General features: G+C 69.5%; 24 protein-coding genes. 13 read left to right on the forward strand and 11 right to left on the reverse strand.

Annotated elements, in window-relative coordinates:
• Nucleotides 1–48: 48 nt before the first annotated feature.
• The 3 genes from ACXJ1Y_RS13460 to ACXJ1Y_RS13470 all read right to left on the reverse strand — a co-directional run bounded on the left by ACXJ1Y_RS13460 (nt 49) and on the right by ACXJ1Y_RS13470 (nt 2,159).
• Nucleotides 49–1,257, reverse strand: a complete 1,209-nt coding sequence (locus tag ACXJ1Y_RS13460; RefSeq protein WP_463846746.1) for a polyhydroxyalkanoate depolymerase — start codon at nt 1,255–1,257, stop codon at nt 49–51.
• A gap of 336 nt (nt 1,258–1,593) precedes the next feature.
• Entirely contained in the window at nt 1,594–1,833 is a 240-nt protein-coding gene (locus ACXJ1Y_RS13465; protein ID WP_463846747.1) for a hypothetical protein, read from the reverse strand.
• A 155-nt stretch (nt 1,834–1,988) separates the two neighbouring features.
• Nucleotides 1,989–2,159 (reverse strand): hypothetical protein, encoded by a 171-nt coding sequence (locus tag ACXJ1Y_RS13470; RefSeq protein ID WP_463846748.1) that lies wholly within the window; start codon nt 2,157–2,159, stop codon nt 1,989–1,991.
• Between the two features lie 241 nt (nt 2,160–2,400).
• Between ACXJ1Y_RS13470 and ACXJ1Y_RS13475 the strand changes: the two genes are divergently transcribed.
• Together ACXJ1Y_RS13475 and ACXJ1Y_RS13480 are read left to right on the forward strand one after the other, a co-directional pair.
• Entirely contained in the window at nt 2,401–3,051 is a 651-nt protein-coding gene (locus ACXJ1Y_RS13475; protein ID WP_463846749.1) for a Maf-like protein, read from the forward strand.
• Entirely contained in the window at nt 3,048–3,233 is a 186-nt protein-coding gene (locus ACXJ1Y_RS13480) for a DNA gyrase inhibitor YacG (RefSeq protein ID WP_463846750.1), read from the forward strand. Before ACXJ1Y_RS13475 ends, ACXJ1Y_RS13480 begins: the two co-directional genes overlap by 4 nt.
• A 7-nt stretch (nt 3,234–3,240) precedes the next feature.
• Here the strand turns inward: ACXJ1Y_RS13480 and ACXJ1Y_RS13485 are convergent, their stop codons facing one another.
• On the reverse strand, nt 3,241–5,259 hold the full coding sequence (locus ACXJ1Y_RS13485; protein ID WP_463846751.1) for an ATP-binding protein: 2,019 nt from the start codon (nt 5,257–5,259) through the stop codon (nt 3,241–3,243).
• A gap of 179 nt (nt 5,260–5,438) precedes the next feature.
• Between ACXJ1Y_RS13485 and ACXJ1Y_RS13490 the strand changes: the two genes are divergently transcribed.
• From ACXJ1Y_RS13490 to ACXJ1Y_RS13530, 9 genes are all read left to right on the forward strand, one after another.
• On the forward strand, nt 5,439–7,082 hold the full coding sequence (locus ACXJ1Y_RS13490) for an FAD-dependent oxidoreductase (RefSeq protein WP_463846752.1): 1,644 nt from the start codon (nt 5,439–5,441) through the stop codon (nt 7,080–7,082).
• A gap of 90 nt (nt 7,083–7,172) precedes the next feature.
• On the forward strand, nt 7,173–7,907 hold the full coding sequence (locus ACXJ1Y_RS13495) for a hypothetical protein (RefSeq protein ID WP_463846753.1): 735 nt from the start codon (nt 7,173–7,175) through the stop codon (nt 7,905–7,907).
• A gap of 34 nt (nt 7,908–7,941) precedes the next feature.
• A complete protein-coding gene (locus tag ACXJ1Y_RS13500) occupies nt 7,942–8,877 on the forward strand; it encodes a LysR family transcriptional regulator (RefSeq protein ID WP_463846754.1) in 936 nt (311 codons plus the stop codon).
• 197 nt (nt 8,878–9,074) lie between these two features.
• Nucleotides 9,075–10,727: an acetolactate synthase large subunit gene (locus ACXJ1Y_RS13505; RefSeq protein WP_463846755.1), complete on the forward strand. Its 1,653-nt coding sequence runs from the start codon at nt 9,075–9,077 to the stop codon at nt 10,725–10,727.
• A 19-nt stretch (nt 10,728–10,746) separates the two neighbouring features.
• Nucleotides 10,747–11,922, forward strand: a complete 1,176-nt coding sequence (locus tag ACXJ1Y_RS13510; RefSeq protein WP_463846756.1) for an iron-containing alcohol dehydrogenase — start codon at nt 10,747–10,749, stop codon at nt 11,920–11,922.
• Between the two features lie 131 nt (nt 11,923–12,053).
• Nucleotides 12,054–12,878, forward strand: coding sequence for a poly(R)-hydroxyalkanoic acid synthase subunit PhaE (locus ACXJ1Y_RS13515; RefSeq protein ID WP_463846757.1), 825 nt, complete (start codon nt 12,054–12,056; stop codon nt 12,876–12,878).
• A complete protein-coding gene (gene phaC / locus ACXJ1Y_RS13520) occupies nt 12,871–14,013 on the forward strand; it encodes a class III poly(R)-hydroxyalkanoic acid synthase subunit PhaC (RefSeq protein WP_463846758.1) in 1,143 nt (380 codons plus the stop codon). Before ACXJ1Y_RS13515 ends, phaC begins: the two co-directional genes overlap by 8 nt.
• 79 nt (nt 14,014–14,092) lie before the next feature.
• A complete protein-coding gene (locus tag ACXJ1Y_RS13525; protein ID WP_463850117.1) occupies nt 14,093–16,021 on the forward strand; it encodes an acyl CoA:acetate/3-ketoacid CoA transferase in 1,929 nt (642 codons plus the stop codon).
• Nucleotides 16,014–17,489 carry an NAD-dependent succinate-semialdehyde dehydrogenase gene (locus tag ACXJ1Y_RS13530; RefSeq protein ID WP_463846759.1) on the forward strand — a complete coding sequence of 492 codons (1,476 nt, stop codon included), beginning with the start codon at nt 16,014–16,016 and terminating at the stop codon, nt 17,487–17,489. Before ACXJ1Y_RS13525 ends, ACXJ1Y_RS13530 begins: the two co-directional genes overlap by 8 nt.
• Nucleotides 17,490–17,506: 17 nt before the next feature.
• On the opposite strand, the gene ACXJ1Y_RS13535 is transcribed toward ACXJ1Y_RS13530, so the two are convergent.
• Complete coding sequence (locus tag ACXJ1Y_RS13535) at nt 17,507–17,731, reverse strand: hypothetical protein (RefSeq protein ID WP_463846760.1); 225 nt, start codon at nt 17,729–17,731, stop codon at nt 17,507–17,509.
• Nucleotides 17,732–18,018: 287 nt separating this feature from the next.
• Between ACXJ1Y_RS13535 and ACXJ1Y_RS13540 the strand changes: the two genes are divergently transcribed.
• Nucleotides 18,019–19,032, forward strand: coding sequence for an NUDIX hydrolase (locus tag ACXJ1Y_RS13540; protein WP_463846761.1), 1,014 nt, complete (start codon nt 18,019–18,021; stop codon nt 19,030–19,032).
• On the opposite strand, the gene panB is transcribed toward ACXJ1Y_RS13540, so the two are convergent.
• The 4 genes from panB to ACXJ1Y_RS13560 all read right to left on the reverse strand — a co-directional run bounded on the left by panB (nt 19,029) and on the right by ACXJ1Y_RS13560 (nt 22,356).
• Nucleotides 19,029–19,847 carry a 3-methyl-2-oxobutanoate hydroxymethyltransferase gene (gene panB / locus ACXJ1Y_RS13545; RefSeq protein ID WP_463846762.1) on the reverse strand — a complete coding sequence of 273 codons (819 nt, stop codon included), beginning with the start codon at nt 19,845–19,847 and terminating at the stop codon, nt 19,029–19,031. The genes ACXJ1Y_RS13540 and panB overlap by 4 nt on opposite strands.
• Nucleotides 19,848–19,946: 99 nt before the next feature.
• Nucleotides 19,947–20,537, reverse strand: coding sequence for a rhodanese-like domain-containing protein (locus ACXJ1Y_RS13550; RefSeq protein WP_463846763.1), 591 nt, complete (start codon nt 20,535–20,537; stop codon nt 19,947–19,949).
• A complete protein-coding gene (locus ACXJ1Y_RS13555) occupies nt 20,537–21,346 on the reverse strand; it encodes a quinoprotein dehydrogenase-associated SoxYZ-like carrier (RefSeq protein ID WP_463846764.1) in 810 nt (269 codons plus the stop codon). The genes ACXJ1Y_RS13550 and ACXJ1Y_RS13555 overlap by 1 nt, the downstream gene beginning before the upstream one ends.
• A 41-nt stretch (nt 21,347–21,387) precedes the next feature.
• Nucleotides 21,388–22,356, reverse strand: coding sequence for a quinoprotein relay system zinc metallohydrolase 2 (locus tag ACXJ1Y_RS13560; RefSeq protein WP_463846765.1), 969 nt, complete (start codon nt 22,354–22,356; stop codon nt 21,388–21,390).
• Between the two features lie 106 nt (nt 22,357–22,462).
• Between ACXJ1Y_RS13560 and ACXJ1Y_RS13565 the strand changes: the two genes are divergently transcribed.
• Nucleotides 22,463–23,047 carry a TetR/AcrR family transcriptional regulator gene (locus tag ACXJ1Y_RS13565; RefSeq protein WP_463846766.1) on the forward strand — a complete coding sequence of 195 codons (585 nt, stop codon included), beginning with the start codon at nt 22,463–22,465 and terminating at the stop codon, nt 23,045–23,047.
• Here the strand turns inward: ACXJ1Y_RS13565 and queC are convergent.
• A complete protein-coding gene (gene queC, locus ACXJ1Y_RS13570; RefSeq protein ID WP_463846767.1) occupies nt 23,028–23,750 on the reverse strand; it encodes a 7-cyano-7-deazaguanine synthase QueC in 723 nt (240 codons plus the stop codon). The two genes, ACXJ1Y_RS13565 and queC, sit on opposite strands and share 20 nt — an antisense overlap.
• Nucleotides 23,740–24,096 (reverse strand): 6-carboxytetrahydropterin synthase QueD, encoded by a 357-nt coding sequence (gene queD / locus ACXJ1Y_RS13575; protein WP_463846768.1) that lies wholly within the window; start codon nt 24,094–24,096, stop codon nt 23,740–23,742. The genes queC and queD overlap by 11 nt, the downstream gene beginning before the upstream one ends.
• Nucleotides 24,097–24,107: the final 11 nt, after the last annotated feature.

Below are 24,107 nucleotides of genomic sequence, written 5' to 3' on the forward strand. Positions count from 1 at the left end.
TAGCATGGTGGCCCCGGCCGGACGCCGGGTCAAATCGGCGCTGCGGGTTCAGGCGTGCGACTGGATGAAGTTGCGCACCTGCGGGTAGATCTGGTTCTCCCATTTCCGCCCGGCGAAGACGCCGTAATGGCCGACGCCTGCCTGGAGATGGTGGGTGCGCATGTAGGGCGGCAGGCTGGTGCACAGATCGTGCGCCGCCATGGTCTGGCCGGGGGCGCAGATGTCGTCGCGCTCGCCCTCCACCGTCATCAGCGCCGTCCTGCGCACGGCGCGCATGTCGATGGCCTCGCCGCGCCACGTCAGTTCGTTCTTGGCCAGCGTGTAGTCCTGGAACACGGTCTTGACCGTCTCCAGATAGAAATCCGCCGCGAGGTCGAGGACGGCGAAATATTCGTCGTAGAAGGTCTCGATGGCCGTCGCCTTGTCGACCTCGCCGTTGGCGAAATGCCAGAACAGGTCGGAATGGCCCTGGATGTGCCGCTTGGCGTTCATCGACATGAAGGCCGAGACCTGCACGAAGCCCGGATAGACCTTCCGCCCCGCCCCCTTGTGCCGCGCGGGCACGGTGGCGATCAGGTTGCGCTCGAACCACTCGATGGGCTTCGAGGTGGCGAGTTCGTTCACCCCCGTGGGATTCACGCGGCAATCCACCGGCCCGGCCATCAGCGTCATGCTGCGCGGCGCGGCGGGATCCTTGGTCTGGGCCATGACGGCGGCGGCGGCGAGCGCCTGCACCGCCGGCTGGCAGACGGCGACGATGTGCGAGCCCTCGCCCATCGTCCGCAGGAAGCCGACGAGATGGGCGACGTAATCGTCGAAGCCGAACACCCCGTCCGCCAGCGGCACGTCGCGGGCATTGTGCCAGTCGGTGATGTAGACGTCGTGGTCGGGCAGCATGGTCCGCACGGTGGCGCGGAGCAGCGTCGCGAAATGGCCCGAGAGCGGCGCCACCACGAGCACCTTCGGCTGTTCGGTCACGATGTCCTTGCGGAAGCGCAGCAGCGTGCCGAAGGGCGTGACCTCGACCTTCTCCTCCGCGACCGCCACCTCGCGGTTGCCGACCATCACGGTCTCTATGCCGTAGGCGGGACGGGCGAAGGTCAGGCCGGTGCGCATCATCATGCGAGCCCCCGCCGACATCCAGTTGATCGGCTCGCCCCACATCGCCCAGGGGGACCAGGCGGAGTCGAGGAGGCGGCCCCAGCCCCTCATCTGCTCGGCGAGATCGCTCTGCAGATCGAACGCGTCGTACAGCATCGGTCGGGAGCTCGCAGGTGCGCGGCCCGGCACGCGGGCGAAGAAGGGAGGAGGCGGAGGCGCAGGCCTTACGGGCAAATGCATCTGCATGGCCCTCCAACGATGTGCCTCCACCGCCGGCCCGGCAACTCCCCCATAGGGGAGTATCCTCCCGAAACGGGCCACCTGTGGCAACGATGCACCAATTTTAGTGCGTACTCCGCTGAAATCCCGGCGACCTGCACACCTGTTCGGCAGAAAACTGCAACCTCCCGGTGAAGAAGCAGTCAGTTCGTCCGGCTATAGGGCCGGACTTCAGGTCTTAACGATAGGCCGAGTCGTGGGGCGTCGCCCCCGTCAGGAGGCCTGCCGGGCGATGACGGCCCGGTCGGTGCGGCGATGCTCGCAGGCGACCTTGAGGTAGCGGTCCCCGCCGCCCGGCAGACCGGCCTGCGCGGCCATGGCCTGGGCGTGCATCAGGCACTCCATGGGCGAGTGGGCGGGGGAGACGATGACATCGAGGGCGGTGTCGCGGGAGCAATCCTGCGCGATCAGCGTCCCGGCACAGACCAGGGCAACGGCCAACAATTCCGGCATAACGGACCTCATGTTCGAGTGTTCGAAAGGTCCGCGGAATGCTCCGGCGTGCGAGCGACCGCGTTCTTGTTGCCTGGACGTCCCCTCCACCCATCAAACGGCTTAGCATGCGTCATGCCAGCCGGCTTAAAACGGTTGAATTCAGTCGAAGTGCGTCAGGCGCGGGCCGGAAGCCATTGTGTCTCGGGCTCCTCGGACGGCAGCAGGGTCGCCACCGCGTCGAGGTCGACCACGAAACGCTCGGTGAGCAGGCGCCACATCTCGGCGGTGGAGCCGGCCTTCTGGCGCAGCTCGCTCATCGCGCTGGCGACGCCGGTGGTGTTCACAAGGACCGGTCGGCGAACTCGGGGATCTACGTTGGGCATCGGATTCAAACCCGCTTCGTTACGGGTGATTGTTGTCGGTCGTAGTTAACGCGCAGTTAACGGCAGGCATTCGCAACCATTGGGCGAGATGAGCCGGCGCTGCGTCCGCGTGGTTCACAAGAACGGCGCCTTCCCCTATCAAGCGCGCAGCAAAGGGCCGGCCCGGCACAGCCATGGCGGGGGCCGGCCGGACCGGAGCATCATGGACGCCTCCCCCGACACCGCCGGCGCCCCGGCGCGCGCGACACGCCTCGTCCTCGCCTCGGCCTCGCCGCGCCGGCTCGCGCTGCTGCAGCAGATGGGGATCGAGCCGGACTCCCTCCTGCCCGCCGACATCGACGAGACCCCGCGCAAATCCGAGCCGCCGCGCGATCTCGCCCGCCGTCTGGCGCGCTCGAAGCTCGCGGCGGCGGAGGCCGCCCTGCACGGGGCGCAGGACGCGACGCCGACATGGCTTCTCGCCGCCGACACGGTGGTGGCGGTGGGCCGGCGAGTGCTGCCCAAGGCCGAATTGCCCAACGAGGCCGCCGATTGCCTGCGCCTGCTCTCGGGGCGGCAGCACCGGGTCTACACGGCGGTGTGCCTGCTCTCGCCCAAGGGGCGGCGCGAGCGGGTGATCGAGACGCGGGTGCGCTTCAAGCGCCTCTCCGGCCGCGACATCCAGGGCTATCTCGATTCCGGGGAATGGCGCGGCAAGGCCGGCGGCTACGCGATCCAGGGGATCGCGGGCGCCTTCGTGGTCAAGCTCGTGGGCTCCTACAGCGCCGTGGTCGGCCTGCCGCTCTACGAGACGCTGAGCCTGCTCGACGGCGAGGGCTATCCCGTCCGCGCGGCCTGGGGGGCGGCGGCGTGAGAGGCGCGCCCTGCCCGATCTGCCGCAAGCCGGCAGCGCCCGCGTTCAGCCCGTTCTGCTCGCAGCGCTGCGCCGACGTCGATCTCGGCCGCTGGTTCAACGAGCGCTACGCGGTCCCCGTCGAGGACGACGAGGAGGAGGCGCAGCCGGAGCCGCGCCGCCCCCTGTCGGACGAGGACTGAGCCGCCCTCACGCCGCCTTGCGCTGAAGCGGCGCGAGGAGGTCCGGCAGGGCCTTCAGGTCGAGGGGCTTGGCGAGGAAGCCGTCGAACCCGGCCGCGTGCGCCTTCGCCTCGTCGTCGCGGCTGGCATTGGCGGTCAGCGCGATGAGCCGCAGATGCCCGCCCTGATCCGCCTCGGCCGCGCGGATCTGCCGGGCGACGTCGTGCCCGTCGAGCCGGGGCATGCGGATATCGATGAGGGCGAGGTCGAACGGTCCTGAATCCCTGAAGCGCTCCACCGCCTCGGCCCCGTCGGGCGCGTGGACGACGTGGCAGCCCAGCCGTTCCAGGGCGCGGGTCGCGAGCAGCGTGTTGATCGGGTTGTCCTCCGCAAGCAGCACCCGCAGGCTCCCGGAGGCCGGCGCAGGCTGCGGGGCCGGCCGCACGGGCGCGGCGACGGCCGGCGAGACGGCCAATTGCTCCACCAGCGAGCGCGCCCGCACCGGCTTGATGAGATAGCCGTCGAACCCGGCGGAGGCCGGCGCGCCGAAATCCCGGCGGTCGAAGGGCGAGAGCAGCACGAGGCGGCGGCGCACGCCGCAGCTGCGGGCGGCCTCGGCGATCCGCCGCACCGCCGCGTCGCCCAGCGCCCGGTCGGCGATCACCGCATCGAAGGCGACGGCCGAGATGGCATCGAGCCCTTCCTCCAGGCCGCGCACGATCACCGCCGCGCCGCCGTGGCGGGCGAGCGCGCTGGCGAGATACGGCGCCTGGAAGGGCGAATCGGCCACGATCAGGCAGCGGCGGCCGGCGAGGCGCGGCGCCTCGGCCGTCCCCTCGCCCTCGGCAGGCGCGACCGGCAGCGGCAGCAGGGCGCGGAAGGTCGAGCCCATCCCGACGCGGGATTGCGCCTCGACGCGCCCGCCCATCCGCGTGGCGAGGCGGCGGGTGATGGCGAGGCCGAGGCCCGTGCCCTCGTGACGGTTGGCGCCCTTCTCGTCGCCCTGCTCGAATTCCTCGAACAGGCGCGGCAGGCGCTCCTCCGGGATGCCCGGCCCCGTATCGGTGACGGTCACGGCGAGCCCGTCGCGGCCGAAGGCCAGGGCGACGCCGACGCCGCCGCGTTCGGTGAACTTGATGGCGTTGCCGGCGAGGTTGAGCAGGATCTGGCGGAAGCGGTCGGCATCGCCGATCAGCGAAGGCGGCACCTCGGCGGCGACGTCGAGGGCGATTTCCAGCCCCTTGTCCTGCGCGCGGGGCGCCAGAAGCTCCACGACGCCCTCCGCCACGGCGGCGGCGTCGAAGGGCTCGGCGGCGAGGTCGAGGCGCCCGGCCTCGATCCGCGAGAAATCGAGGATGCCGTCGATCAACCCCAGGAGCGCCTTGCCGCTCGCCCGCACCGCATCGACGTAGGTCTTCTGCTCGGGGTCGAGCCCCGTGCCGATCAGCAGATCGGTCATGCCGATGATGCCGTTGAGCGGCGTGCGCATCTCGTGGCTGACCGTGGCGAGGAAGCGGGACTTCGCCACGCTCGCGCTCTCGGCCCGCGCCAGGGCGGCATCCAGCGCCTTCACCGCCTCGACGCGCTCGGTGATGTCCCGGCCCGCTCGCATCCATTGCATCGGCCCGTCGCCGTCCGCGACCGGCACCTCGACCACGTCGAACCAGCGCTCGCGGCCGTCGGCGGCGATGATGCGGGTCTCGATCCGGCGCAGCCCGTCGGCGCGCACGGAGACCGTCTCCCCGTCGAGGACATGCGGTTCGATCGATTCGCCGATGAGGTCGGCGGGGGCGCGGTCGAACAGCCCCGCATAGCCCTCGTCGGCATAGGTGATGCGCCCGTGCACGTCCCGCTGCACGACGAGATCGGTGGTCGCGGCCACGAGGGTGCGGTAGCGTTCCTCGCCCTCGCTCGCCCGCCAGACGCGGTCGTGCAGGCTCTCTTCCTCGCTGTCCGTCACCCGGCGGCGCCGGACGCGGGACGCCATCGCGATGCCGCCCGCGAGGGCAAGCAGGATGGCCGCCAGGATAAGTTCGGTGATCGGCATGAACGTCTCCGCGCCGGGTCGAGCGGGGACGTTCGCAAACGAACCTGAAGGTGACGTCAGGAAAAGCACTTAACCACTGGTTGCTGTGGATACACGTCGCGGGGGAATTTGGACCGGGCCCCCGATCCAGGCGGCGCCTTGGGCGTTGGCTGCGCGGAACGGATCCAGCGGAGACTTGGATGCAGGGCGAACGCTACGACGTCATCATCATCGGCTCCGGCCCCGGCGGCGGGACGATGGCTTGGCGCCTCGCCCAAACCGGCAAGCGCATCCTGCTGGTGGAGCGCGGGGACTACCTGCGCCGGGAGCCGCGCAACTGGGACAGCCAGGCGGTTATCGTCGATGGATACTATCAGGCCAAGGAGACGTGGTATTCCTCAGATGGAAAGAGCTTCCATCCCGGCCTGCACTACTATGTCGGCGGTAATTCGAAGTTCTACGGCTCGATCCTGTTTCGCCTGCGCGAGAAGGATTTCGGTGAGATCCGCCACCAGGACGGGCTCTCTCCCGCATGGCCGGTCGGTTACGACGAGTTCGAGCCGTATTATCAGGCGGCCGAGGAACTGTTCCACGTCCACGGGTTGCGCGGCGAGGACCCGACCGAGCCGTGGGCCAGGAAGCCCTACGCGCATCCGCCCGTCACCCACGAGCCGCGCATCGAGCAACTGTCCGAGGACCTGAAGCGCGAGGGGCACCACCCGTTCCACCTGCCGGTGGGGGTGCGCCTCCAGGAGCGCGACGGCCAGCCGCTCTCGACCTCGCCCTGCGTCAAGTGCGAATCGTTCGACGGCTTCCCCTGCCCCACCAACGGCAAATCGGACGCGCAGGTGATGTGCGTCGATCCGGCGCTGCGCGACTGCCCGAACCTGACCCTCTCGACGCGGACCTATGTCGAACGCCTCGTCACCGACGCGGCGGGCCACAGCGTGACCGGCATCGAGGGCACCCGCGACGGCAAGCCCTTCGCGGCCAGCGCCGACCTCGTGGTCGTGGCCTGCGGCGCCCTCTCCTCGGCGCTGCTGATGCTGCGCTCCGCGACGGACCGCCACCCGGACGGGCTCGCCAACGCCTCGGGGCAGGTCGGGCGCAACTACATGCGCCACAACAACTCGACGGTGCTGGCGATCTCGAAGATCCCCAACCCGACGCGCTTCCAGAAGACGCTCGGCGTCAACGACTTCTACTTCGGCGACCCCGACCCGAAGGACAGTTGGGAGTTCCCCCTCGGCCACATCCAGATGGTCGGCAAGTCGGACGGGGCGCAGATCCACGGCGAGGGCCTGCCGGGCTTCCTGCAATGGTTTCCCGAAAAGCCGTTCGACTGGATCGCCCAGCACTCCGTCGATTTCTGGCTGACCTCGGAGGACATCCCGAAGGCCGAGAATCGCATCTTCTACAAGGGCGGCAAGGTGCATCTCGACCTCACCGAGACCAACGCGGAGGCGCACAAGCGCCTGCGCCGCAAGCTGCAGGCGCTCTGCGACAAGACCCACATCCACCCGCACCTGTTCGACCGCTCGCTCTATCTCGGCAAGGACGTGCCCATCGGCGGCACCGCCCACCAGGCCGGGACCCTGCGCTTCGGCACCGATCCGGCGACCTCCGTCCTCGACCGGGACTGCAAGGCCCATGGGCTCGACAACCTGTACGTGACGGATGCGAGCTTCTTCCCGTCGATCGGGGCGGTGAACCCGACGCTGACGATCATCGCCAACGCCCTGCGGGTGGCCGACCGGCTCATCGCGCGCCTGGGCGCCCGCGACGAGATCCCCGCGCCCTGCCTTTTCGACCACACGGAACCCAGCGAACCCCTTCCCGCGTGAGGCGGGCGAGCGCATCCTCGCCCAGGAGCGAATCCTGCATCGATGGCGCGGGACCGGCGTTGCCATCGGCGGAGCCAAGCGAGTCGAGTCATGAGTACGCCCGCTGCCGGTCTGTCGCCCCTGTGCGAGGCCATCGCCCGTCGCCTCTACGAGCATGACGGGAGCGGCCTCGCGGGGGCGCCCGAGTGGGAGGGGGACCGGCTGGACGGCGAGCATCCGGGCCTGCGCGAGCGTTATCGCGCCCGCGCCGAAGCCCTGCTCGACGGGCCGCTGAAGGACTTCATCGCGGGCCTGGAGCGCGGCGACCGGCTGCGCGGCGAGATGGAGGAGGAGTTGCGCGTCCTGCGCCGCCAGCGGATCGCGGCGGAGCGGGAGCGCGAATTGCTCGAAGCCAACAACCGGATGCTGGACCGCGCCCGCAAGGCCGACGCGGCCCGCGCCGGCACCGAGGCCGCGCTGAAGACCCTGGAACGGGAGCGGGACGTCGCCCGCGAGGCGGAAGCGTTCTGGCAGCAATTCGCCTTCGATGCCGACGACCTCGCCACCCAGCGCCTCGTGGCGGCGGCGGAGTCGCAGGCGGCGGCAGAGCGCGAGGCGATCCGCGAGCGGGCGCAGCGGGAGCGCGTCGAGGGGGCGCTGAAGCTCTTCGCCGACCGGGCCGACATGATGCCGAAGGAGGGCTGGATCTCGGACCTCCTGGGCTCGAACCGCGACCTGCCGCTCTGGTGGTTCCACGCCGCCCAGGTCGCCCTGCAGCGGGCCGAACCCGCCGCCGACTACAAGCCGCCGGGGGCGGACCGGCCCGGCGAACGCGGGGCCAGCTGATGCGGCGCGCCGGCCGGAACCGGGCGCCTCGCTGATGGCGATCGACCACATCGATCTCGCGCGCCTCGACCTGAACCTGCTCGTCGCCCTCGACGCGCTGCTGCAGGAGCGCAGCGTGACGCGGGCCGCCGCGCGGATCGGCATCGGCCAATCGGCCATGAGCGCGAGCCTCGCCCGCCTGCGCCGGCTGTTCGACGACGAGCTTCTGACCCGCGCGCCGGACGGGATGCGCCCGACGCCCCGCGCCCTCGCCCTGGCCGAGCCCCTGCGCGGGGTGCTGCGCGGGGTCCAGGCGCTGGTTCATCGCGAGGAGCAGTTCGACCCGGCGACGGTGGAGCGGACCTTCATCGTCAGCCTGCCGGACAGTCTCGAAATCCTGCTGGGGCCGCATCTCGTGGCGCATCTGCGCACGCACGCGCCGGGTATCCGGCTGCTGCTGCGCTCGGTGGAGGCGGTGCGCATCCTCGACGAACTCGACGCCGACCGGGTCGACCTCGCCCTTGGATTCTTCACGCGGGGGCAGGTCCACCACAAGCAGCGGCTGCTCTACCGCGACAGCTACGTGGTGCTGTTCAACGCGGACCTCGTCGGGCTCGAAGCCCCGATCAGCCTGGACGACTACCTCCGGTTCCCCCACGTCCTGACCTCCCTGCGCGAGACCGCGCACGGGGTGGTGGACGATGCGCTGGCGCTGATCGGGCGCTCGCGGGAACTCGCCGTGACGACGCCGCGATTCCTCGTCGTGCCGTCCCTCGTGCGGGCGGCGCCCCTGATCGCGACCATGCACGCGCGGCTCGCGACCTTCTTCGCCGGCTCGCTCGGGCTCAGCGTGAGCCCGGTGCCGGTCCCACTCGATGAGGTCGCAGTCTCGATGCTCTGGCATACTTCATACGACCGGGATCCAGCCCATCGCTGGCTGCGAAACCTGTTGGTTCAGCTGTCGGGGGACAGTCCAACAGCCCCGGAATGAGAACCGGCGCCATCTGTGACTTGTGTGCGGCTCCCGGCCTTGACCCGGTGGGGATGGGAATCCTCTAACCGGGCGAGCAGGGACGGTTTTCTCGGTCCCGAACGAACCCCTTGGGCGGGCCGCCGAGGCGACGGGCGGTGCCGTGCCTCAGCCGAACGCTTTCGTTCCGCCCCCTCGTCACCTCAGCGGACACTACGATGCCCAAAGGATCAGAGCTTCTCGTCGCAGCCCTGGAGAACGAGGGTGTCGATCGCATCTTCGGCATTCCCGGCGAGGAGAACCTCGACGTGGTCGAGGCCCTGCGGACCTCGAAGATCCAACTGGTGCTGACGCGCCACGAGCAGGCCGCCGCCTTCATGGCCGCGACCCACGGGCGCCTCACCGGCCGTCCCGGCGTGTGCCTCTCGACCCTCGGCCCGGGGGCGCTCAACTTCTCGACGGGCGCGGCCTACGCCCACCTCGGCGCCATGCCGATGATCATCATCACCGGCCAGAAGGGCATCCTGACCTCGCGGCAGGCGAAGTTCCAGATCGTGGACGTGATCAGCTCCATGAAGCCGATCACCAAGATGGCCCGGCAGATCGTCTCGGCCTCCTCGATCCCGACCATCGTGCGCGACGCCTTCCGCGTCGCCATGGAGGAGCGGCCCGGCCCGGTCCTGCTCGAACTGCCGGAGGACATCGCCTCCGAGGAGGCCGACGCGAGCCTCGTGCCCTCGCACCCGATCGACATCCCGGTGGCCCATCCGAAGGCCATCGCCCGCGCGGCCGAACTGATCCTTCAGGCCGAGCGCCCGCTCATCATGCTCGGCGCCGCCGCGAGCCGGCCCCGCGCCACGGGCGAGCTCGGCGGCTTCGTCCACCGGACGCAGATCCCGTTCTTCACGACGCAGATGGGCAAGGGCACCGTCGCGGGCGGCACCAAGCTCTACATGGGCACCGCCGCCCTCTCCGAGCGCGACTACGTCCACGAGGCCATCGACCGGGCGGACGTGATCATCGCCATCGGCCACGACACGATCGAGAAGCCACCCTTCTTCATGGGCCAGAAGGACCAGAAGGTCATCCATATCGGCTACGTGCCGGCCAACGTGGAGGAGGTCTACTACCCCGACGCGGAGGTGGTGGGCGATCTCGGCCCGACCCTGAAGCTGCTCGCCGACGAACTGGAGGGCAAATTGCCCAACGCCGGCGCGCTGCTCTCCCTGCGCGAGCACATCCTCAGCCACATCGCCGACCGCGCGACCGAGGACCGCTTCCCCGTCACGCCGCAGCGCCTCGTCCACGACGTGCGCCAAGTGATCCCGGAGGACGGAATCGTCTGCCTCGACAACGGGATGTACAAGATCTGGTTCGCCCGGAACTACCGCACCTACGTCGCCAACACGCTGCTCCTCGACAACGCGCTGGCCACGATGGGCGCGGGCCTGCCCTCCGCGATGATGGCGGCGATGCTGTACCCCAGCCGCCGCGTGATGGCCGTGTGCGGCGACGGCGGCTTCATGATGAACAGCCAGGAGATGGAGACCGCGGTGCGCCTCGGCCTCAACCTCGTGGTGCTGGTGCTGGACGATTCGGCCTACGGGATGATCCGCTGGAAGCAGGCGGTCGATCATTTCGAGGATTACGGCATGACGTTCCGCAATCCGGACTTCGTGAAATACGCCGAATCCTACGGCGCCACGGGCCACCGCATCGAATCGGTGCAGGACCTCGTGCCGACCCTCGACAAGGCGTTCAACGCGGGCGGCGTCCACCTCGTGGCCGTGCCGATCGACTATTCGGAGAACACCCGCGTGCTGGTCGAGGAGCTGCGCGCGAAGGTGAAGCCCTTCGAGCAGGCCCAGTGAGCCGGAGGACAGGCGCGCCATGAACCCATTCACCTTCCAGACCACACCGAACGTCCTGTTCGAGGCCGGCGCCTCGAAGAAGCTCCCCGACATCGTGGCGAGCTACGGCGCCCGGCGCGTCATGCTCGTCACCGACAAGGGCGTCCGGGCGGCGGGCCTCACCCGCTCCGCCGAGGAGGCCCTCGCCACGGCGGGCATCGCCGTCGACGTCTACGAGGACGTCGTGGCCGATCCGCCCTCGACGGTGATCGAGGCCGCTGCCGCCCGCGCGCGGGACCTCGGCACGGACCTCGTCCTGTCCATCGGCGGCGGCTCGGCGCTCGATACGGCCAAGCTCGTCGCCTATCTCGCCAAGTCGGACGACAAGCTGGAAGACATCTACGGCGTCGGCCTCGCCAAGGGCGACCGCCTGCCGCTGATCCTCGCGCCGACCACCGCCGGCACGGGCTCGGAGGTGACGCCGATCTCCATCGTCACCACGCCGACCACCGAGAAGAAGGGCGTCGTCGCCCCGAAGCTCCTGCCCGATTGGGCGGTGCTCGACCCGGAACTGACGCTGGGTCTTCCGGCCCACGTCACCGCCGCCACCGGCATCGACGCGATGGTGCACGCCATCGAGGCCTTCACCAGCAAGAACAAGAAGAACCCGATCTCGGACCAGCTCGCCAAGCAGGCGCTGGCCCTGCTCTCGGCCAACATCCGCACCGCCTGCTCGGACGGCAAGAACGTCGAGGCGCGCTCCGGCATGCTGCTCGGCTCGATGCTGGCCGGCATGGCCTTCGCGAACGCGCCGGTCGCGGCGGTCCATGCGCTCGCCTATCCGGTGGGGGCGATCTTCCACGTGCCGCACGGGCTCTCGAACGCCCTGGTGCTCATGGGCGTGATGCGCTTCAACCTCAGCCACGCGCAGGGGCTCTACGCGGAACTGGCGCCGATCCTCGACCCCGCCGCCGCCGACCTGCCCGAGGCCGAGGCCGCCGCCCGGTTCGTGGAATGTCTTCAGGCGATCTGCCACGACTGCAAGGTGCCGGCCTCGCTCAGCGAAGTCGGCGTCAAGCAGGGCGATCTGGAGCGCATGGCGACGGACGCCATGAAGCAGACCCGCCTCCTCGTGAACAACCCGCGCGAGGTCACTTACGACGACGCCTACGCGATCTACGCCGGGGCGCTCGGCGAGGTCCGCCCGGCGGCGTAACGAAAAGGACGCGGGAGGGGTCGGTTCATCCCCTCCCTCCCCTCATCCTGAGGTGCGGCGAGGCCCGCCAAAGCGGGCACCTCAGGATGAGGTCGAGAGCGGAATGAGCAACGGACGGGGGACACGCCAGGATGGACCAGTTCGACGCGTTCAAGGCGATGGGCGAGTTCTGGGCCCGCACGGGGATGGGCTTCCTGACGCCCCCCGGCATGGGCAACGGCGCGGCGGCCTTCGGCGCCTTTCCGCCGGCCCCCGATCTCGGCCAATTCGCGGAGGCGCAGACCTCCCTCACCCAAGCCTGGGCGGCGGCGACCTCCCTGTCGCAGACGCTGGCCGCCTCGCTCCAGAGCGTGGCCGCGACCAGCGACCCCACGGCCGGCGCCGTGCTGGCGCGGATCTTCGACCCCCAAGCCTGGCTCGGCGGCACGAGCGATTTCAGCGCGACCCTCAACCGGATGTCCGAGGGGCCGCAACTCGCCGACCTGTGGCAATCCGAGAAGCGCTTCGCCGCCCTGTTCACCGCCTTCGCCACCCTGCGGCAGGCGCAGGGGAAGCATCAGGCGGTGATGCTCGACGCCTGGACGCGGGCCGCCGGCACCTTCGCCCGCGAGGCGAACGCCCGCGCCGCGCGGGGTGAGACCTACCCGACCGGCCGGGACATGATGCAGCACTGGATCGAGACCGCCAACGGCGTGCTCCTCGACGTGCAGCGCTCGGACGCCTTCCTCGCCTCGCAGCGCGACATGCTGAAGGCGGCCACCGAGTTGCGCCTCGCGCAGCAGGACGTGGCCGGCTTCATGAGCGACCTCTACGGCCAGCCGAGCCGGGCGGAACTGGACGACGTCCACCGCAGCCTCACCGAGCTTCGCCGGGAGGTCCGCTCCCTCAAGAAGGACAAGCGCGCCGCCACGAAGCGCGCGAAGGCCGGGGCGACACGGGAGGAAAGCCATGGCTGAGACCACGGACGGCGGCGGACGCGGCACCCCGGCCGCCACGCCCCTCGACCTCACCCCCGCCGAGATGATGGCCGAGGTCGGCGCCCTCGGGCGCAAGATGGCGGAGGGCGCCAAGCTTTTCGCCAGCGTCCGCGACGAGGACGTGCGCATCGCCACGACCCCGAAGGACCTCGTCTGGAGCCAGGACAAGGTCAGCCTCTACCGCTACCGGCCGCTCACGGAGAGCCGGGGCCTGCCGCCGGTCCTGATCGTCTACGGGCTGATCGGCCGCTACACGATGGCCGACCTGCAGGAGGACCGCTCGCTGGTCCGCAACCTCCTCAACCTCGGCCTCGACCTCTACGTGGTCGATTGGGGCAATCCCGGCCGGGCCGACCGCTTCGTCACCATCGACGATTACGTCGACGGCTATCTTGCCGAATGCGTCGCCTTCATCAACGACACGACGAACCGCGAGAGGGTGAACCTGCTCGGCATCTGCGAGGGCGGCGTCTTCACCACCTGCTACGCGGCGCTCTACCCCGAGACCGTCAACGCCATGGTGCTGACGATCACGCCGGTCGATTTCCACGCCGACACCGTCGAGAACCGCAAGGGCCACGGCTTCATCAACATCTGGGTGCGCTCGCTCTCGGGCGAGGACATCGACCAGTTGATCGCCGCGCAGGGCTCCCTGCCGGGGGAGTTCATGGGTTCGGTCTTCTCCATGATGACGCCCATGCGCACCATGACGAAGTACAACCTCGATTTGCTCGAAGCCCTCGACGACCGCAAGAAGTTCCTGAACTTCCTGCGCATGGAGAAATGGATCTCCGACCGGCCGGACCATCCCGGCGAGGCGGCCAAGCAATGGCTGAAGGACCTCTACCAGGACAACAAGCTGGTGAAGAGCGACTTCGAACTCGGCGGGCGCAAGGTGGAACTCAAGAACATCACCTGCCCGGTGCTGAACGTGTTCGCGCAGGACGACCACATCATCCCGCCCGCGACCTCGCAGGCCCTGCGCGGCAAGATCGGCACCGAGGATTACACCGAACTCGGCCTGCCAGGCGGGCATGTCGGCGTATTCGTCGGCGGCAAGGCGCAGAAGCTGCTGGGCTCCGGCATCGCGGATTGGATCGCCGCCCGTGGCTGACGGTCAGCGCCTGCCCACCGGCCTCAAGAACAAGATCGTCACCGCCGACGAGGCCGTGGCCATCGTGCAGGACGGCGACATGGTCGCCGTCTCCGGCTTCGTCGGCATCGGCACCCCCGACGAACTCATCCTGGCGCTCGCCAAGCGCTTCACCGAGGGCAAGGGCCCCCGCGACCTCGGCCTGATGTTCGCCGCCGCCCCCGGCGACGGCAAGGATCGCGGCCTCAACCGCCTCGCCATGCCGGGCCTGATCCGCCGCGTCGTCGGCGGGCACTGGTCCCTCGTGCCGAAGCTCGGCGCCATGGCGATCGAGGGCACGATCGAGGCCTACAATTTGCCGCTGGGCGTGGTCTCGCACCTCTACCGGGACATCGCCGCCAAGACCGCAGGCCACATCACCAAGGTGGGGCTCCACACCTTCGTGGATCCGCGCAAGGGCGGCGGCAAGCTGAACGACCGCACGACGGAAGACCTCGTCAGCCTGATCGACCTGCACGGCGAGCCGTGGCTGCATTACCGGACCTTCCCGGTGAACGTCGCGCTCATTCGCGGCACCACCGCCGACCCGGCCGGCAATGTCACCATGGAGCGCGAGGCGCTGACGCTCGACAACCTCGCCGCCGCCATGGCCGCGAAGAATTCCGGCGGCTTCGTCATCGCGCAGGTGGAGCGCATCGCCGAGAACGGGTCGCTGGCCCCGCGCGAGGTGACGGTGCCGGGGGTGCTGGTGGATTGCGTGGTGCTCTCGAAGCCCGAGAACCACCACCAGACCTACGCGACGCCCTACAACCACGCCTTCACCGGCCGGCAGCGGGTGCCCCTGGACCGGATCGGCACCCTGCCCCTCGATATCCGCAAGGTGATCGCACGGCGCTGCGCCTTCGAACTGCCGATGGGCGGCGTGGTGAACCTCGGCATCGGCGTGCCGGAGGGCGTCGCCAAGGTGGCGGCGGAAGAGCGGGTGCTGAAATACCTGACGCTCACCGCCGAGCCCGGCGTGATCGGCGGCCTGCCCCAGGGCGGGCTCGATTTCGGCGCGGCGCTGAACCCGGCCGCCGTGCTGCACCAGAACCAGCAATTCGATTTCTACGACGGCGGCGGCCTCGACCTCGCCTGCCTCGGCCTCGCGGAGGCGGATGAGGAAGGCAACGTCAACGTCAGCCGCTTCGGCACCAAGCTCGCCGGGGCCGGCGGCTTCATCAATATCTCGCAGAACGCCAAGCGCCTCGTCTTCGCCGGGAGCTTCACGGCGGGGGGCCTCGACATCGGCGTCACGGACGGGACGCTGCGTATCCTCACGGAGGGCAGGTCCAAGAAGTTCGTGCGCGCCGTGGAGCAGGTGACGTTCTCCGGCGCCTACGCGGCCGAGCGCGGGCAGCCGGTGCTCTACGTGACGGAGCGCTGCGTCTTCCGCCGCACCACGGAGGGCGTGGAACTCGTCGAGGTGGCGCCGGGCATCGACATCGGGCGGGACATCCTCGCCCACATGGACTTCACGCCCATCGTGCGCGACCCCGCGCCGATGGATTCGCGCCTGTTCCGGGACGAGGCGATGGGCCTGGAGCAGTGGCTGCTGGGCATGAGCCTGTCGGAGCGCATGTCCTACGATGCCGAGCGGAATACACTCTTCGCCAATTACGAGGGCTTCCAGGTCCGCACGGTGGAGGATGTCGATCTCGTGCGGCGGGAATTCGAGCGGACCTGCCAACAGATCGGCAAGCGTGTCCACCTGATCGCCAACTACGACGGCTTCGAGCTTGATCCGGCCGTGGCCGAAGCTTACTTCTCGATGATCGCCTATCTGGAAAGCCGCTACTACGCCACGGCCTCGCGGTACACGACGAGTGCCTTCATGCGGCTCAAGCTCGGCGCCTCCCTGCAATCGCGGGATCTTGCGCCCCACGTGTTCGAGACGCGCGCGGAGGCTCAGGCCCGCAGCACGGCTCGCAGCGTGCCCCCGCGCGCCCAGACCGAGCCGTCACCGCCCAAGGAACCGTTGGATGCCTGAGACCGGTGGTCGCCTCAGCCTGAAGAACCCCGAACTTCTCGTGGAAGCCTGCCTGATCGGCGGGGAATGGTCGAAGTCCGGCGCGGGCCAGATCGACGTCACCAACCCGGCCACGGGCGCGGTCATCGCGCGGGTGCCGAATGCCGGCGCCGAGGAGACGAAGCGCGCCATCCAGGCCGCGCACGCCGCCTACCCGGCCTGGCGCGCCAAGACCGCGAACGAGCGCGCCGCGCTCCTCCGCAAGCTCGCCGCCGTCATCACCGAGAACCAGGAGGATCTGGCGCAGATCCTCACCGCCGAGCAGGGCAAGTCCCTCGCCGAATCGCGGGGCGAGGTCGGCATGTCGGCCGCCTACGTCCTGTGGTTCGCCGAGGAAGCCCGCCGCGTCTACGGCGAGACCGTCCCCTCCCCGTGGGCGGACCGGAAGATCCTCGTCACCAAGGAGCCGATCGGCGTGGTGGCGGCGATCACCCCGTGGAACTTCCCCTCCTCGATGATTGCCCGCAAGCTCGCCCCGGCGCTCGCGGCCGGCTGCCCCATCGTCATCAAGCCCGCCTCGCAGACGCCGCTCTCGGGCCTCGCCTGGGGCAAGCTCTGCCAGATGGCCGGCATCCCGGACGGGCTAGTCTCGATCCTCACCGGCCCGGCCCGCGCCATCGGCGGCGAGCTGACCGGCAACCCGCTGGTGAAGAAGGTGACGTTCACCGGCTCCACCGAGGTGGGCAAGGTACTGCTGCAGCAGGCCGCCGGCACGGTGAAGAAGGTCTCGATGGAACTGGGCGGCAACGCGCCCTTCATCGTGTTCGACGACGCCGACCTCGACCGCGCGGTGGCGGGCGCCATGCTCGCCAAGTTCCGCAACTCCGGCCAGACCTGCATCTGCACCAACCGCTTTCTCGTGCAGGACGGCATCTACGATGCCTTCGCCGAGAAGCTGGCCGAGGCGGCGAACAGGCTCAAGGTCGGCGACGGCACGCACGAGGGCGTGGCCCAAGGCCCGCTCATCGACATGGCCGCCGTGGAGAAGACCGAGGCCCATATCCGCGACGCCCTCGAAAAGGGCGGCAAGGTCATCGCGGGTGGCCACCGCCACGCGCTGGGCGGCCAGTTCTTCGAGCCGACCGTCGTCGTGAACGCGACCCCGGCCATGGATGTCGCCCGCGAGGAAACCTTCGGGCCGCTCGCCCCCCTCTTCCGCTTCAAGGACGAGGCCGAGGCGGTCCACATGGCCAACGACACCGAGTACGGCCTCGCCTGCTACTTCTACACCCGTGACCTCGGCCGGATGTTCCGGGTTTCCGAGGCGCTGGAATACGGCATGGTCGGCGTCAACGAGGGCATCATCACCACCGAGGTGGCACCCTTCGGCGGCGTGAAGGAATCGGGCCTCGGCCGTGAAGGCGGCCGCCTCGGCATCGAGGATTACCTCGAGGTGAAGTACATCTGCGTCGGCGGCCTCGGCGCCTGACGTCGTGCGGGGAGGCCTCAGGCCTCCTCGCTCTGCCTCTCTCCGGCGAGCGCCGCATCCGGCTTCGGCTGGGCGCCCGGCGCCGCCCCCTCCGCCTGCGACACAAGTCGAATGGCCCGCGCGGTCAGAAACCAACATCCGGGATCGGAGGCGCGGTCGCGCCCGCGGTCGCGCGTGCGGAGCAGACCGCGCCGCACGAGGGAGCGCACGGTGCGCATCTCACCGGGATCGGGGGTCGGCAAAGGCCCTTCGCACCACAGACGCCGCAGCATCGCCCGCTGTGCGGGGGTTAATTGCCACCAGAGGTTTGGTGCTGTGCGTTCAGGCATCTTGCGTTTGGAATCAATCCAGATTCGCCCGCAAACGCAAGGGATAATTTGGCAATCCAAACCGACTTTCTCGTGCCTCTTCTCTGAGCAGCATACCAGTGCCGCCCCGCCGCGTTGACGGATGGCCCGTCCTCGCGCCTATAGCGCCGGGCGGCTTCACGCGGGGCGGCCTCGGGCAGGCGGGAGACGAGTCCGGGCGCATGTCGGTCGCCGAGGAGAAGATGGGCGGAAGGACGGGCGCGGGCGACGGGCAACCGGAGACCGACCGCTCGGCCGTGGGCCTCGTGGCGGTGATCGTGGCCGCCAACGAAGGCGAGCCCCGCGCCCTGACGATTCGCGTTCCCGGACAGGCCACCTGCCGGGGCGACGGCCTTCCCGCCGGCCCCCTGGTGCCGGAGCACGCCACCCTGGAACGCGGGCTGCGCGCCTGGGTGGAACGCCAGACCAACCAGCGCCTCGGCTATGTCGAGCAGCTTTACACCTTCGGCGACCGCGACCGTTCCGGCAGTGAGGACGCGCCGGCCGCGCATGCCCTGTCCGTGGCCTATCTCGCCCTGGTGCGGGAGGAGCGTCCCGCCGGCCTCGCCGAGGCCGCGTGGCACAATTGGTACCGCTACCTGCCCTACGAGGATTTCCGCCGGGGTCGCCCCGCGCAACTCGATGCCATCGAGCCCCGTCTCATGGCCTGGGCCGCCGAGACCCCGGACAAGGCCCTGCGCCAGCGCCGCCTCGACCGGTTGGGCCTGACCTTCGGCATGAACGGCGGCACCTGGAACGAGGAGCGTGTGCTCGAACGCTACGAGTTGCTGTTCGAGGCGGGGCTAATCCCCGAATCGCGGGGCAATCCGGGGCCGGGCCGAGCGGGCGACCCGACCGGCGTGCCGATGGCCTTCGACCATCGCCGCGTGCTCGCCACGGCGATCGGGCGCCTGCGCGGCAAGATCAAATACCGCCCCGTCGTGTTCGAGCTGATGCCGCCGGAATTCACGCTGCTGCAATTGCAGCGCACCGTCGAGGCGCTGTCGGGCGTGCAATTGCACAAGCAGAATTTCCGCCGCCTCGTCGCCCAGCAGGGGCTGGTCGAGGAGACGGAGAGCCTCACCAGCGGCGCGGCGGGCCGCCCCGCCCGCCTCGTGCGCTTCCGCCGGGAGGTGCTGCTGGAACGCCCGGCGCCGGGCCTGCGCCTGTCCGCGCGCCGGGTCGGGTCGCTCTAACCGTAGGTCTGGTCCCGCCCCGGGAAGGTCCCGGCGCGGACCTCCTCGGCATAGGCCTGCACCGCCCCCTCGATATGGGCGCGCAACGAACCGAACTGGCGCACGAATTTCGGCGTCCGCTCGGACAGGCCGAGCATGTCCTCCAGCACGAGGATCTGCCCGTCGCAGACGGAGGAGGCGCCGATGCCGATGGTGGCCGCCGTCACCTTCGGGGAGGTGGCGATGGCCCGCGCCACGGGCTCCACGATGCCCTCCAGCACAATCGCGAAGGCCCCCGCCTCGGAGATGGCGCGGGCATCCTCCAGCAGGCGGCGCTCGTCGTCCGGCGCGCGGCCCTGCACCTTGAAGCCGCCCATCACGTTCACCGCCTGCGGCGTGAGGCCGATATGGCCCATCACCGGCACGCCGCGCTGCACGAGGAAGGCCACCGTGTCGGCGAAATGGGCGCCGCCCTCCATCTTGATCGCCCCGGCGCCGGTCTCCTTGAGCACGCGGGAAGCGTTGACGAAGGCCTGCTCCCGGCTCGCCTCGTAGGAGCCGAAGGGCATGTCCACGACGACCAGCGCCTTCGCGGTGCCGCGCATCACCGCCTGCGCCTGGAGGATCATCATCTCCAGGGTGACGGGGATGGTCGATTCCATCCCGTGCATCACCATGCCGAGGGAATCGCCCACGAGGATGAAATCGCAGAAGGCATCGACGATGCCGGCCGTGTGCGCGTGGTAGGCCGTGAGGGCGACGATCTTGCGCCCCTCGGCCTTGCGCTTGCCCATGTCCACCGCCCGCAGGCGGCGGGATTGGATGACCTGGGACATCCCGCGCTCCCAACGCTCACCGCCGGGATCCGGCGTGGCGCCTTATACGACAGGCGACGCCCCGAGACAGGGGCCGGTCGCGGCGGAACGGAGGAGATGTCAGGGGCCGGTGGCCTGCTTCCACTCCGGGTCCTCGGTGAGGTTCCGGGTCTCGTGGAAATCCTGCCAACCCTCGACGCCTTGCGGGAACCAGCTCACCGCCGTGTAGCCCTTGTCCACGAGGCGCTTGCCGGCGTTCCAGCTTCCCCAGCACTCCACATGGCAGAAGACCACGATGGGCTTCGCCTTGTCGCCGCCGGTCAGTTGCTCCACGCGGCCGAAGAACAGGGTCTCGCGCTCCGGCGGCAGGGGCGCCGCGCCCGCGTTCGGCAGCCAGACCGCGCCGGGAATCGACGGGTGGACCGGCAACCACAGCCGGCCCTCGGGGAAGTTGGCGGGCTTGCGCTCGCGCATGGCCACGTCGATCAGCACCGGCTTGTCCGGGCCCGCGATCATCTCCGCGACCGTCGCCCCGTCGACGACGCGGGCGCCCTTCAGGGTCGGGGGCGTGTAGCCCCGCTGCGGGCCGGTATAGAGACCCGGCGGCTCCGGCACGTTCACCGGCGAGTCGGCGGGCTCGGCGGCGGCGAGGCAGAGGGCGGCCGCCGCAATGGCCGCCGCCCGCCCCAGATAAAGGCCGCGAGGCCCCATCAGTTCGTCGGGCTCGGCGCGTTGAAGCTGTGCGACCAGCGACCGCCCTGGTTGTCGCTCGCTGCCACCTTGAGTGCCTTCCCATCCGGCTTGAAGCCGAAATTGATCACCGGGTTCGAGGCGATGGAGATGTCGCCCGTCATGGTGAAGACGGTCTCGTCGCCGGCCGAGACCGTGACCTTGTCGATGTAGCGGGCCGGCGTGAAATCACGCGTCACCTGGTTCATCTGCATGCCCGAGAAGTTCGGGTGGCGGATCATCAGCGTCGCCTCGACGGGCTTGCCGGGCTGCACCTCCGCGAACTTCATGCGCATGTCGCCCATGCCCTTCATGGCCTCCTCGTCGCTCATGCCCATGGGCGCCGAGCAGCCGCCGGAGGCCTTCACGAACTGCTTCGCCTCGTAGAGTTTGCCGTCCGGCGTCTCCACCACGGCGTGCATGTCCGTGTAGTTGTTCACCCGCACGCGCAGCTTCAGCTCGCGGGTGTCGGCGGCCGGGCCGAACTCGAACTTGGCGGCGTAGGGCGCCGGGTTGTCGTCGATGATGAGCGAGACCGACTTGATCTTGTCGCGGTCGGGCATCGACAGGGTGATCGGCACGAGGGCCGCGTCCTCGGCGCGCTTGGGCGCTTCGATCTTCACCAGCGTATCGGTGGATTCGATTGTCTTGTCGCCGAAGATCGACTTGGCGATCTCCTGCCAGCGCGCGTTGCGCTCCTGTTCGGTATCGGACGCGCCCGCCGCCTGGGCGAGCGGCGCGAACAGGGTCGCGGCGGAAAAAGCGAGGGCGAAGGCGAGGGTCGGGCGCATGGCGTGGTCTCCCGTTGTTGTGTTTATCGGTTGATGACGGATCAATCCCACTCGAGTTCCTGGTAAGCCACCGTCACGTTGCGGCGGTTATAGTGCTCGAACAGCTTCCACTTGTCCTGCTGGCCCTGCGCGACCAATCCGACCGCCTTGTCGATAGGCACGTCCTTGGCGATGGCCGCCTTGGTCTCGTCCCGGAGGGCGGTGAGATAGGCGGTGAGGTCCGCCACCGCTGGAGCCAGTTCGACCCGCACCGGGCCATGGCCGGGCACCGCCTGCGCGGCGCCGGTTGACTTGATCCGCTCCAGCTCCGTCAGCCAACCCTTCAGGCTGCCGTCGAGGGAGGGGATTCGTTCCACGAAGAGCAGGTCCGCCGGGAAGAGCAGGCCGCTCAGGGAATCGCGCATCGACAGGTCGCTCGTCGTATGCGCCGGGCCGTGGGCGGTGAAGGCGAGCTTGCGGTCGCCGAGGTCGATCTCGGCGGTGTCCGCCACCGCCATCGTCGGGTAGACGACCGGCCCGGTCTTCTCCTCCCCGAACAGGTCGATGAGGCGCTTGCGGTAGAACTCGCCGCGCGCGTCCAGCGCCTCCTTCAGCTTGGCGTGGCCGACGTAGACCGGCTTGTCCGCCGCGAAGGCCCCGGCGCCGAAGGCGTGGTCCGGGTGGACATGGGTCAGCACCACGTGGGTGATCGGCTTGTCCGTGCGCTTGGCAATCTCGCCCCGCAGCCATTGCCCGTCCGCGAGGCTCCCGCCGGATTCGGTGACGAGCACGCCGCTCTTGCCGACGATGAAGCCGATATTGGCGATGGCATCCAGGTTCTGCGCATCGGCATCGGCGATGAGGCCCTTGCGGATGAAGATACCGGGGCCGACCTCGTCCATCGTGAAGGATTCGGCGTAGGCGCGCGGCGAGAGGCCGGCCGTCCCGAGACAGCACAGGCACAGGCCGCCGAACAGCGATTGCCGCCGTGTCAGGCCGCTTCTCGTCGGATGAACGGACGAAGCCGCCATGCCGAAACCTCCCGGTCTTTCTTTCCGACCAATTAGTAGGTAGATTTCCAGGGGCGTCAAGCGGCGCTGATGATTCCGTGATCGTGATGCAGAGCCGAGGAGAGCGATGCGGGACACCCGGGCCGAGTTGCTGATGGAGGCGGAGACCCTGGTGCGCAGCCGGGGCTATGCCGGATTCAGCTATGCCGACCTCTCGGCGGCGGTGGGCATCCGCAAGGCGAGCATCCACCATCATTTCCCGACCAAGGCCGACCTCGCCGCCGCGCTGATCGCGGCCTACGAATCCCGGTACGCCGAGGCGATGGCCTCCATCCGCGCCGAGGTGCCGGACGGGCCGGGGCGCATCGCCGCCTATGGCAAGCTCTATCTCGGCGGGGTCGAGCAGGGGCTCGGCTGCCTCTGCGCGGCGCTGGCCATCGAGGGCGAGGCGCTGCCGGAGCGCCTGCGCGCGGACGTCGTGGCGTTCTTCCGCAAGCACCTCGCGTGGCTGGAGGAGGTGCTGGGCGAGGGCGTGGCCGACGGGAGCCTGCGCCCCGGACTCGACCCCGCGACGCAGGCCCGCGCGATCCTCGCCACCCTGGAAGGGGCGCTGTTGATGGAACGGCTCTTCGCGAGCCCGGCCGCCTTCGGGGATACGCTGGCGGCCCTGGTCGGCGGGCTCGCCGCCGGTTCTAGGCCGCCGTCGCCGTGAAGCGCGCGTAGCCTTCGGCCCTCAACCGGCAGGCGGGGCATTGGCCGCAGCCATAGCCCCATGCGTGGCGCGCCCCGCGCTCGCCGAGGTAGCAGGTGTGGCTCTCCTCCACGATGAGGTCCGTGAGCCTCGCGCCGCCGAGGGATTGCGCGAGGCGCCACGTCGCTGCCTTGTCGATCCACATCAGCGGGGTGTGCAGCACGAAGCGGCGCTCCATGCCGAGGTTCAGCGCCACCTGCAGGGCCTTCACCGTGTCGTCCCGGCAATCCGGGTAGCCGGAATAATCCGTCTCGCACATGCCGGCGACGATGTGCCGGATGCCCCGCCGGTAGGCGAGCGCGGCGGCGAAGGTCAGGAAGACGAGGTTGCGCCCCGGCACGAAGGTGTTCGGCAGGCCCGACGCCTCGAAGCCGATCTCGGTCTCACGGGTTAGCGCCGTGTCGGAGACGGCGCCCAGCGCGTCGAGGGAGAGCACGTGATCCTCGCCGAGGCGCTGCCCCCAGACGGCGTCGATGCCCACGAGGCCGGTGCGCAGGCTCTCCCGGCAATCGAGTTCGATCCGGTGGCGCTGGCCGTAATCGAAGCCCAGCGTCTCGACGCGGACGTAACGGTCGAGCGCCCAGGCGAGGCAGGTGGCCGAATCCTGCCCGCCGGAGAACAGGACGAGGGCCGCGTCGTCTCCCGCGATGCGCTCAGTCACCATCGTAGTCGGCCCAGGACATCGGCGTCTCGTTGATCCGCACCCGCGCGAGGCCGGGCAGGTCCGGCTTCAGGCGATGCCAGATCCAGGCCGCGATGTTCTCGGCGGTGGGGTTTTCGAGCCCCTCGACCTCGTTGAGGCAATGATGGTCGAGCCGCAGCAGGAGCGGGCCGAAGATCGACTCGATGTCGTAGAAGTCGATCACCCAGCCCGTCCGCTCATCGACCGGCCCCTCGACGGTCAATTCGACCCGGTAGGAATGCCCGTGCATCCGGTGGCAGCGATGGGTCGCCGGAACGTTCGGCAGGCGGTGGGCCGCCTCGAAGGTGAAGGCCTGGGTGATTCTCATGACGGGGTTCG

The sequence above is a fragment of the Methylobacterium sp. TK26 genome (genome assembly GCF_055361565.1).

What these genes read in the sequence shown, in the direction of transcription:
- ACXJ1Y_RS13460 (WP_463846746.1), bottom strand. Translation starts at nt 1,257, where the DNA reads ATGCTGTACGACGCGTTCGATCTGCAGAGCGATCTCGCCGAGCAGATG.
- ACXJ1Y_RS13465 (WP_463846747.1), bottom strand. Translation starts at nt 1,833, where the DNA reads ATGCCGGAATTGTTGGCCGTTGCCCTGGTCTGTGCCGGGACGCTGATC.
- ACXJ1Y_RS13475 (WP_463846749.1), top strand. Translation starts at nt 2,401, where the DNA reads ATGGACGCCTCCCCCGACACCGCCGGCGCCCCGGCGCGCGCGACACGC.
- ACXJ1Y_RS13485 (WP_463846751.1), bottom strand. Translation starts at nt 5,259, where the DNA reads ATGCCGATCACCGAACTTATCCTGGCGGCCATCCTGCTTGCCCTCGCG.
- ACXJ1Y_RS13490 (WP_463846752.1), top strand. Translation starts at nt 5,439, where the DNA reads ATGCAGGGCGAACGCTACGACGTCATCATCATCGGCTCCGGCCCCGGC.
- ACXJ1Y_RS13495 (WP_463846753.1), top strand. Translation starts at nt 7,173, where the DNA reads ATGAGTACGCCCGCTGCCGGTCTGTCGCCCCTGTGCGAGGCCATCGCC.
- ACXJ1Y_RS13500 (WP_463846754.1), top strand. Translation starts at nt 7,942, where the DNA reads ATGGCGATCGACCACATCGATCTCGCGCGCCTCGACCTGAACCTGCTC.
- ACXJ1Y_RS13505 (WP_463846755.1), top strand. Translation starts at nt 9,075, where the DNA reads ATGCCCAAAGGATCAGAGCTTCTCGTCGCAGCCCTGGAGAACGAGGGT.
- ACXJ1Y_RS13510 (WP_463846756.1), top strand. Translation starts at nt 10,747, where the DNA reads ATGAACCCATTCACCTTCCAGACCACACCGAACGTCCTGTTCGAGGCC.
- ACXJ1Y_RS13515 (WP_463846757.1), top strand. Translation starts at nt 12,054, where the DNA reads ATGGACCAGTTCGACGCGTTCAAGGCGATGGGCGAGTTCTGGGCCCGC.
- phaC (WP_463846758.1), top strand. Translation starts at nt 12,871, where the DNA reads ATGGCTGAGACCACGGACGGCGGCGGACGCGGCACCCCGGCCGCCACG.
- ACXJ1Y_RS13525 (WP_463850117.1), top strand. Translation starts at nt 14,093, where the DNA reads ATGGTCGCCGTCTCCGGCTTCGTCGGCATCGGCACCCCCGACGAACTC.
- ACXJ1Y_RS13530 (WP_463846759.1), top strand. Translation starts at nt 16,014, where the DNA reads ATGCCTGAGACCGGTGGTCGCCTCAGCCTGAAGAACCCCGAACTTCTC.
- ACXJ1Y_RS13540 (WP_463846761.1), top strand. Translation starts at nt 18,019, where the DNA reads ATGTCGGTCGCCGAGGAGAAGATGGGCGGAAGGACGGGCGCGGGCGAC.
- panB (WP_463846762.1), bottom strand. Translation starts at nt 19,847, where the DNA reads ATGTCCCAGGTCATCCAATCCCGCCGCCTGCGGGCGGTGGACATGGGC.
- ACXJ1Y_RS13550 (WP_463846763.1), bottom strand. Translation starts at nt 20,537, where the DNA reads ATGGGGCCTCGCGGCCTTTATCTGGGGCGGGCGGCGGCCATTGCGGCG.
- ACXJ1Y_RS13555 (WP_463846764.1), bottom strand. Translation starts at nt 21,346, where the DNA reads ATGCGCCCGACCCTCGCCTTCGCCCTCGCTTTTTCCGCCGCGACCCTG.
- ACXJ1Y_RS13560 (WP_463846765.1), bottom strand. Translation starts at nt 22,356, where the DNA reads ATGGCGGCTTCGTCCGTTCATCCGACGAGAAGCGGCCTGACACGGCGG.
- ACXJ1Y_RS13565 (WP_463846766.1), top strand. Translation starts at nt 22,463, where the DNA reads ATGCGGGACACCCGGGCCGAGTTGCTGATGGAGGCGGAGACCCTGGTG.
- queC (WP_463846767.1), bottom strand. Translation starts at nt 23,750, where the DNA reads ATGGTGACTGAGCGCATCGCGGGAGACGACGCGGCCCTCGTCCTGTTC.
- queD (WP_463846768.1), bottom strand. Translation starts at nt 24,096, where the DNA reads ATGAGAATCACCCAGGCCTTCACCTTCGAGGCGGCCCACCGCCTGCCG.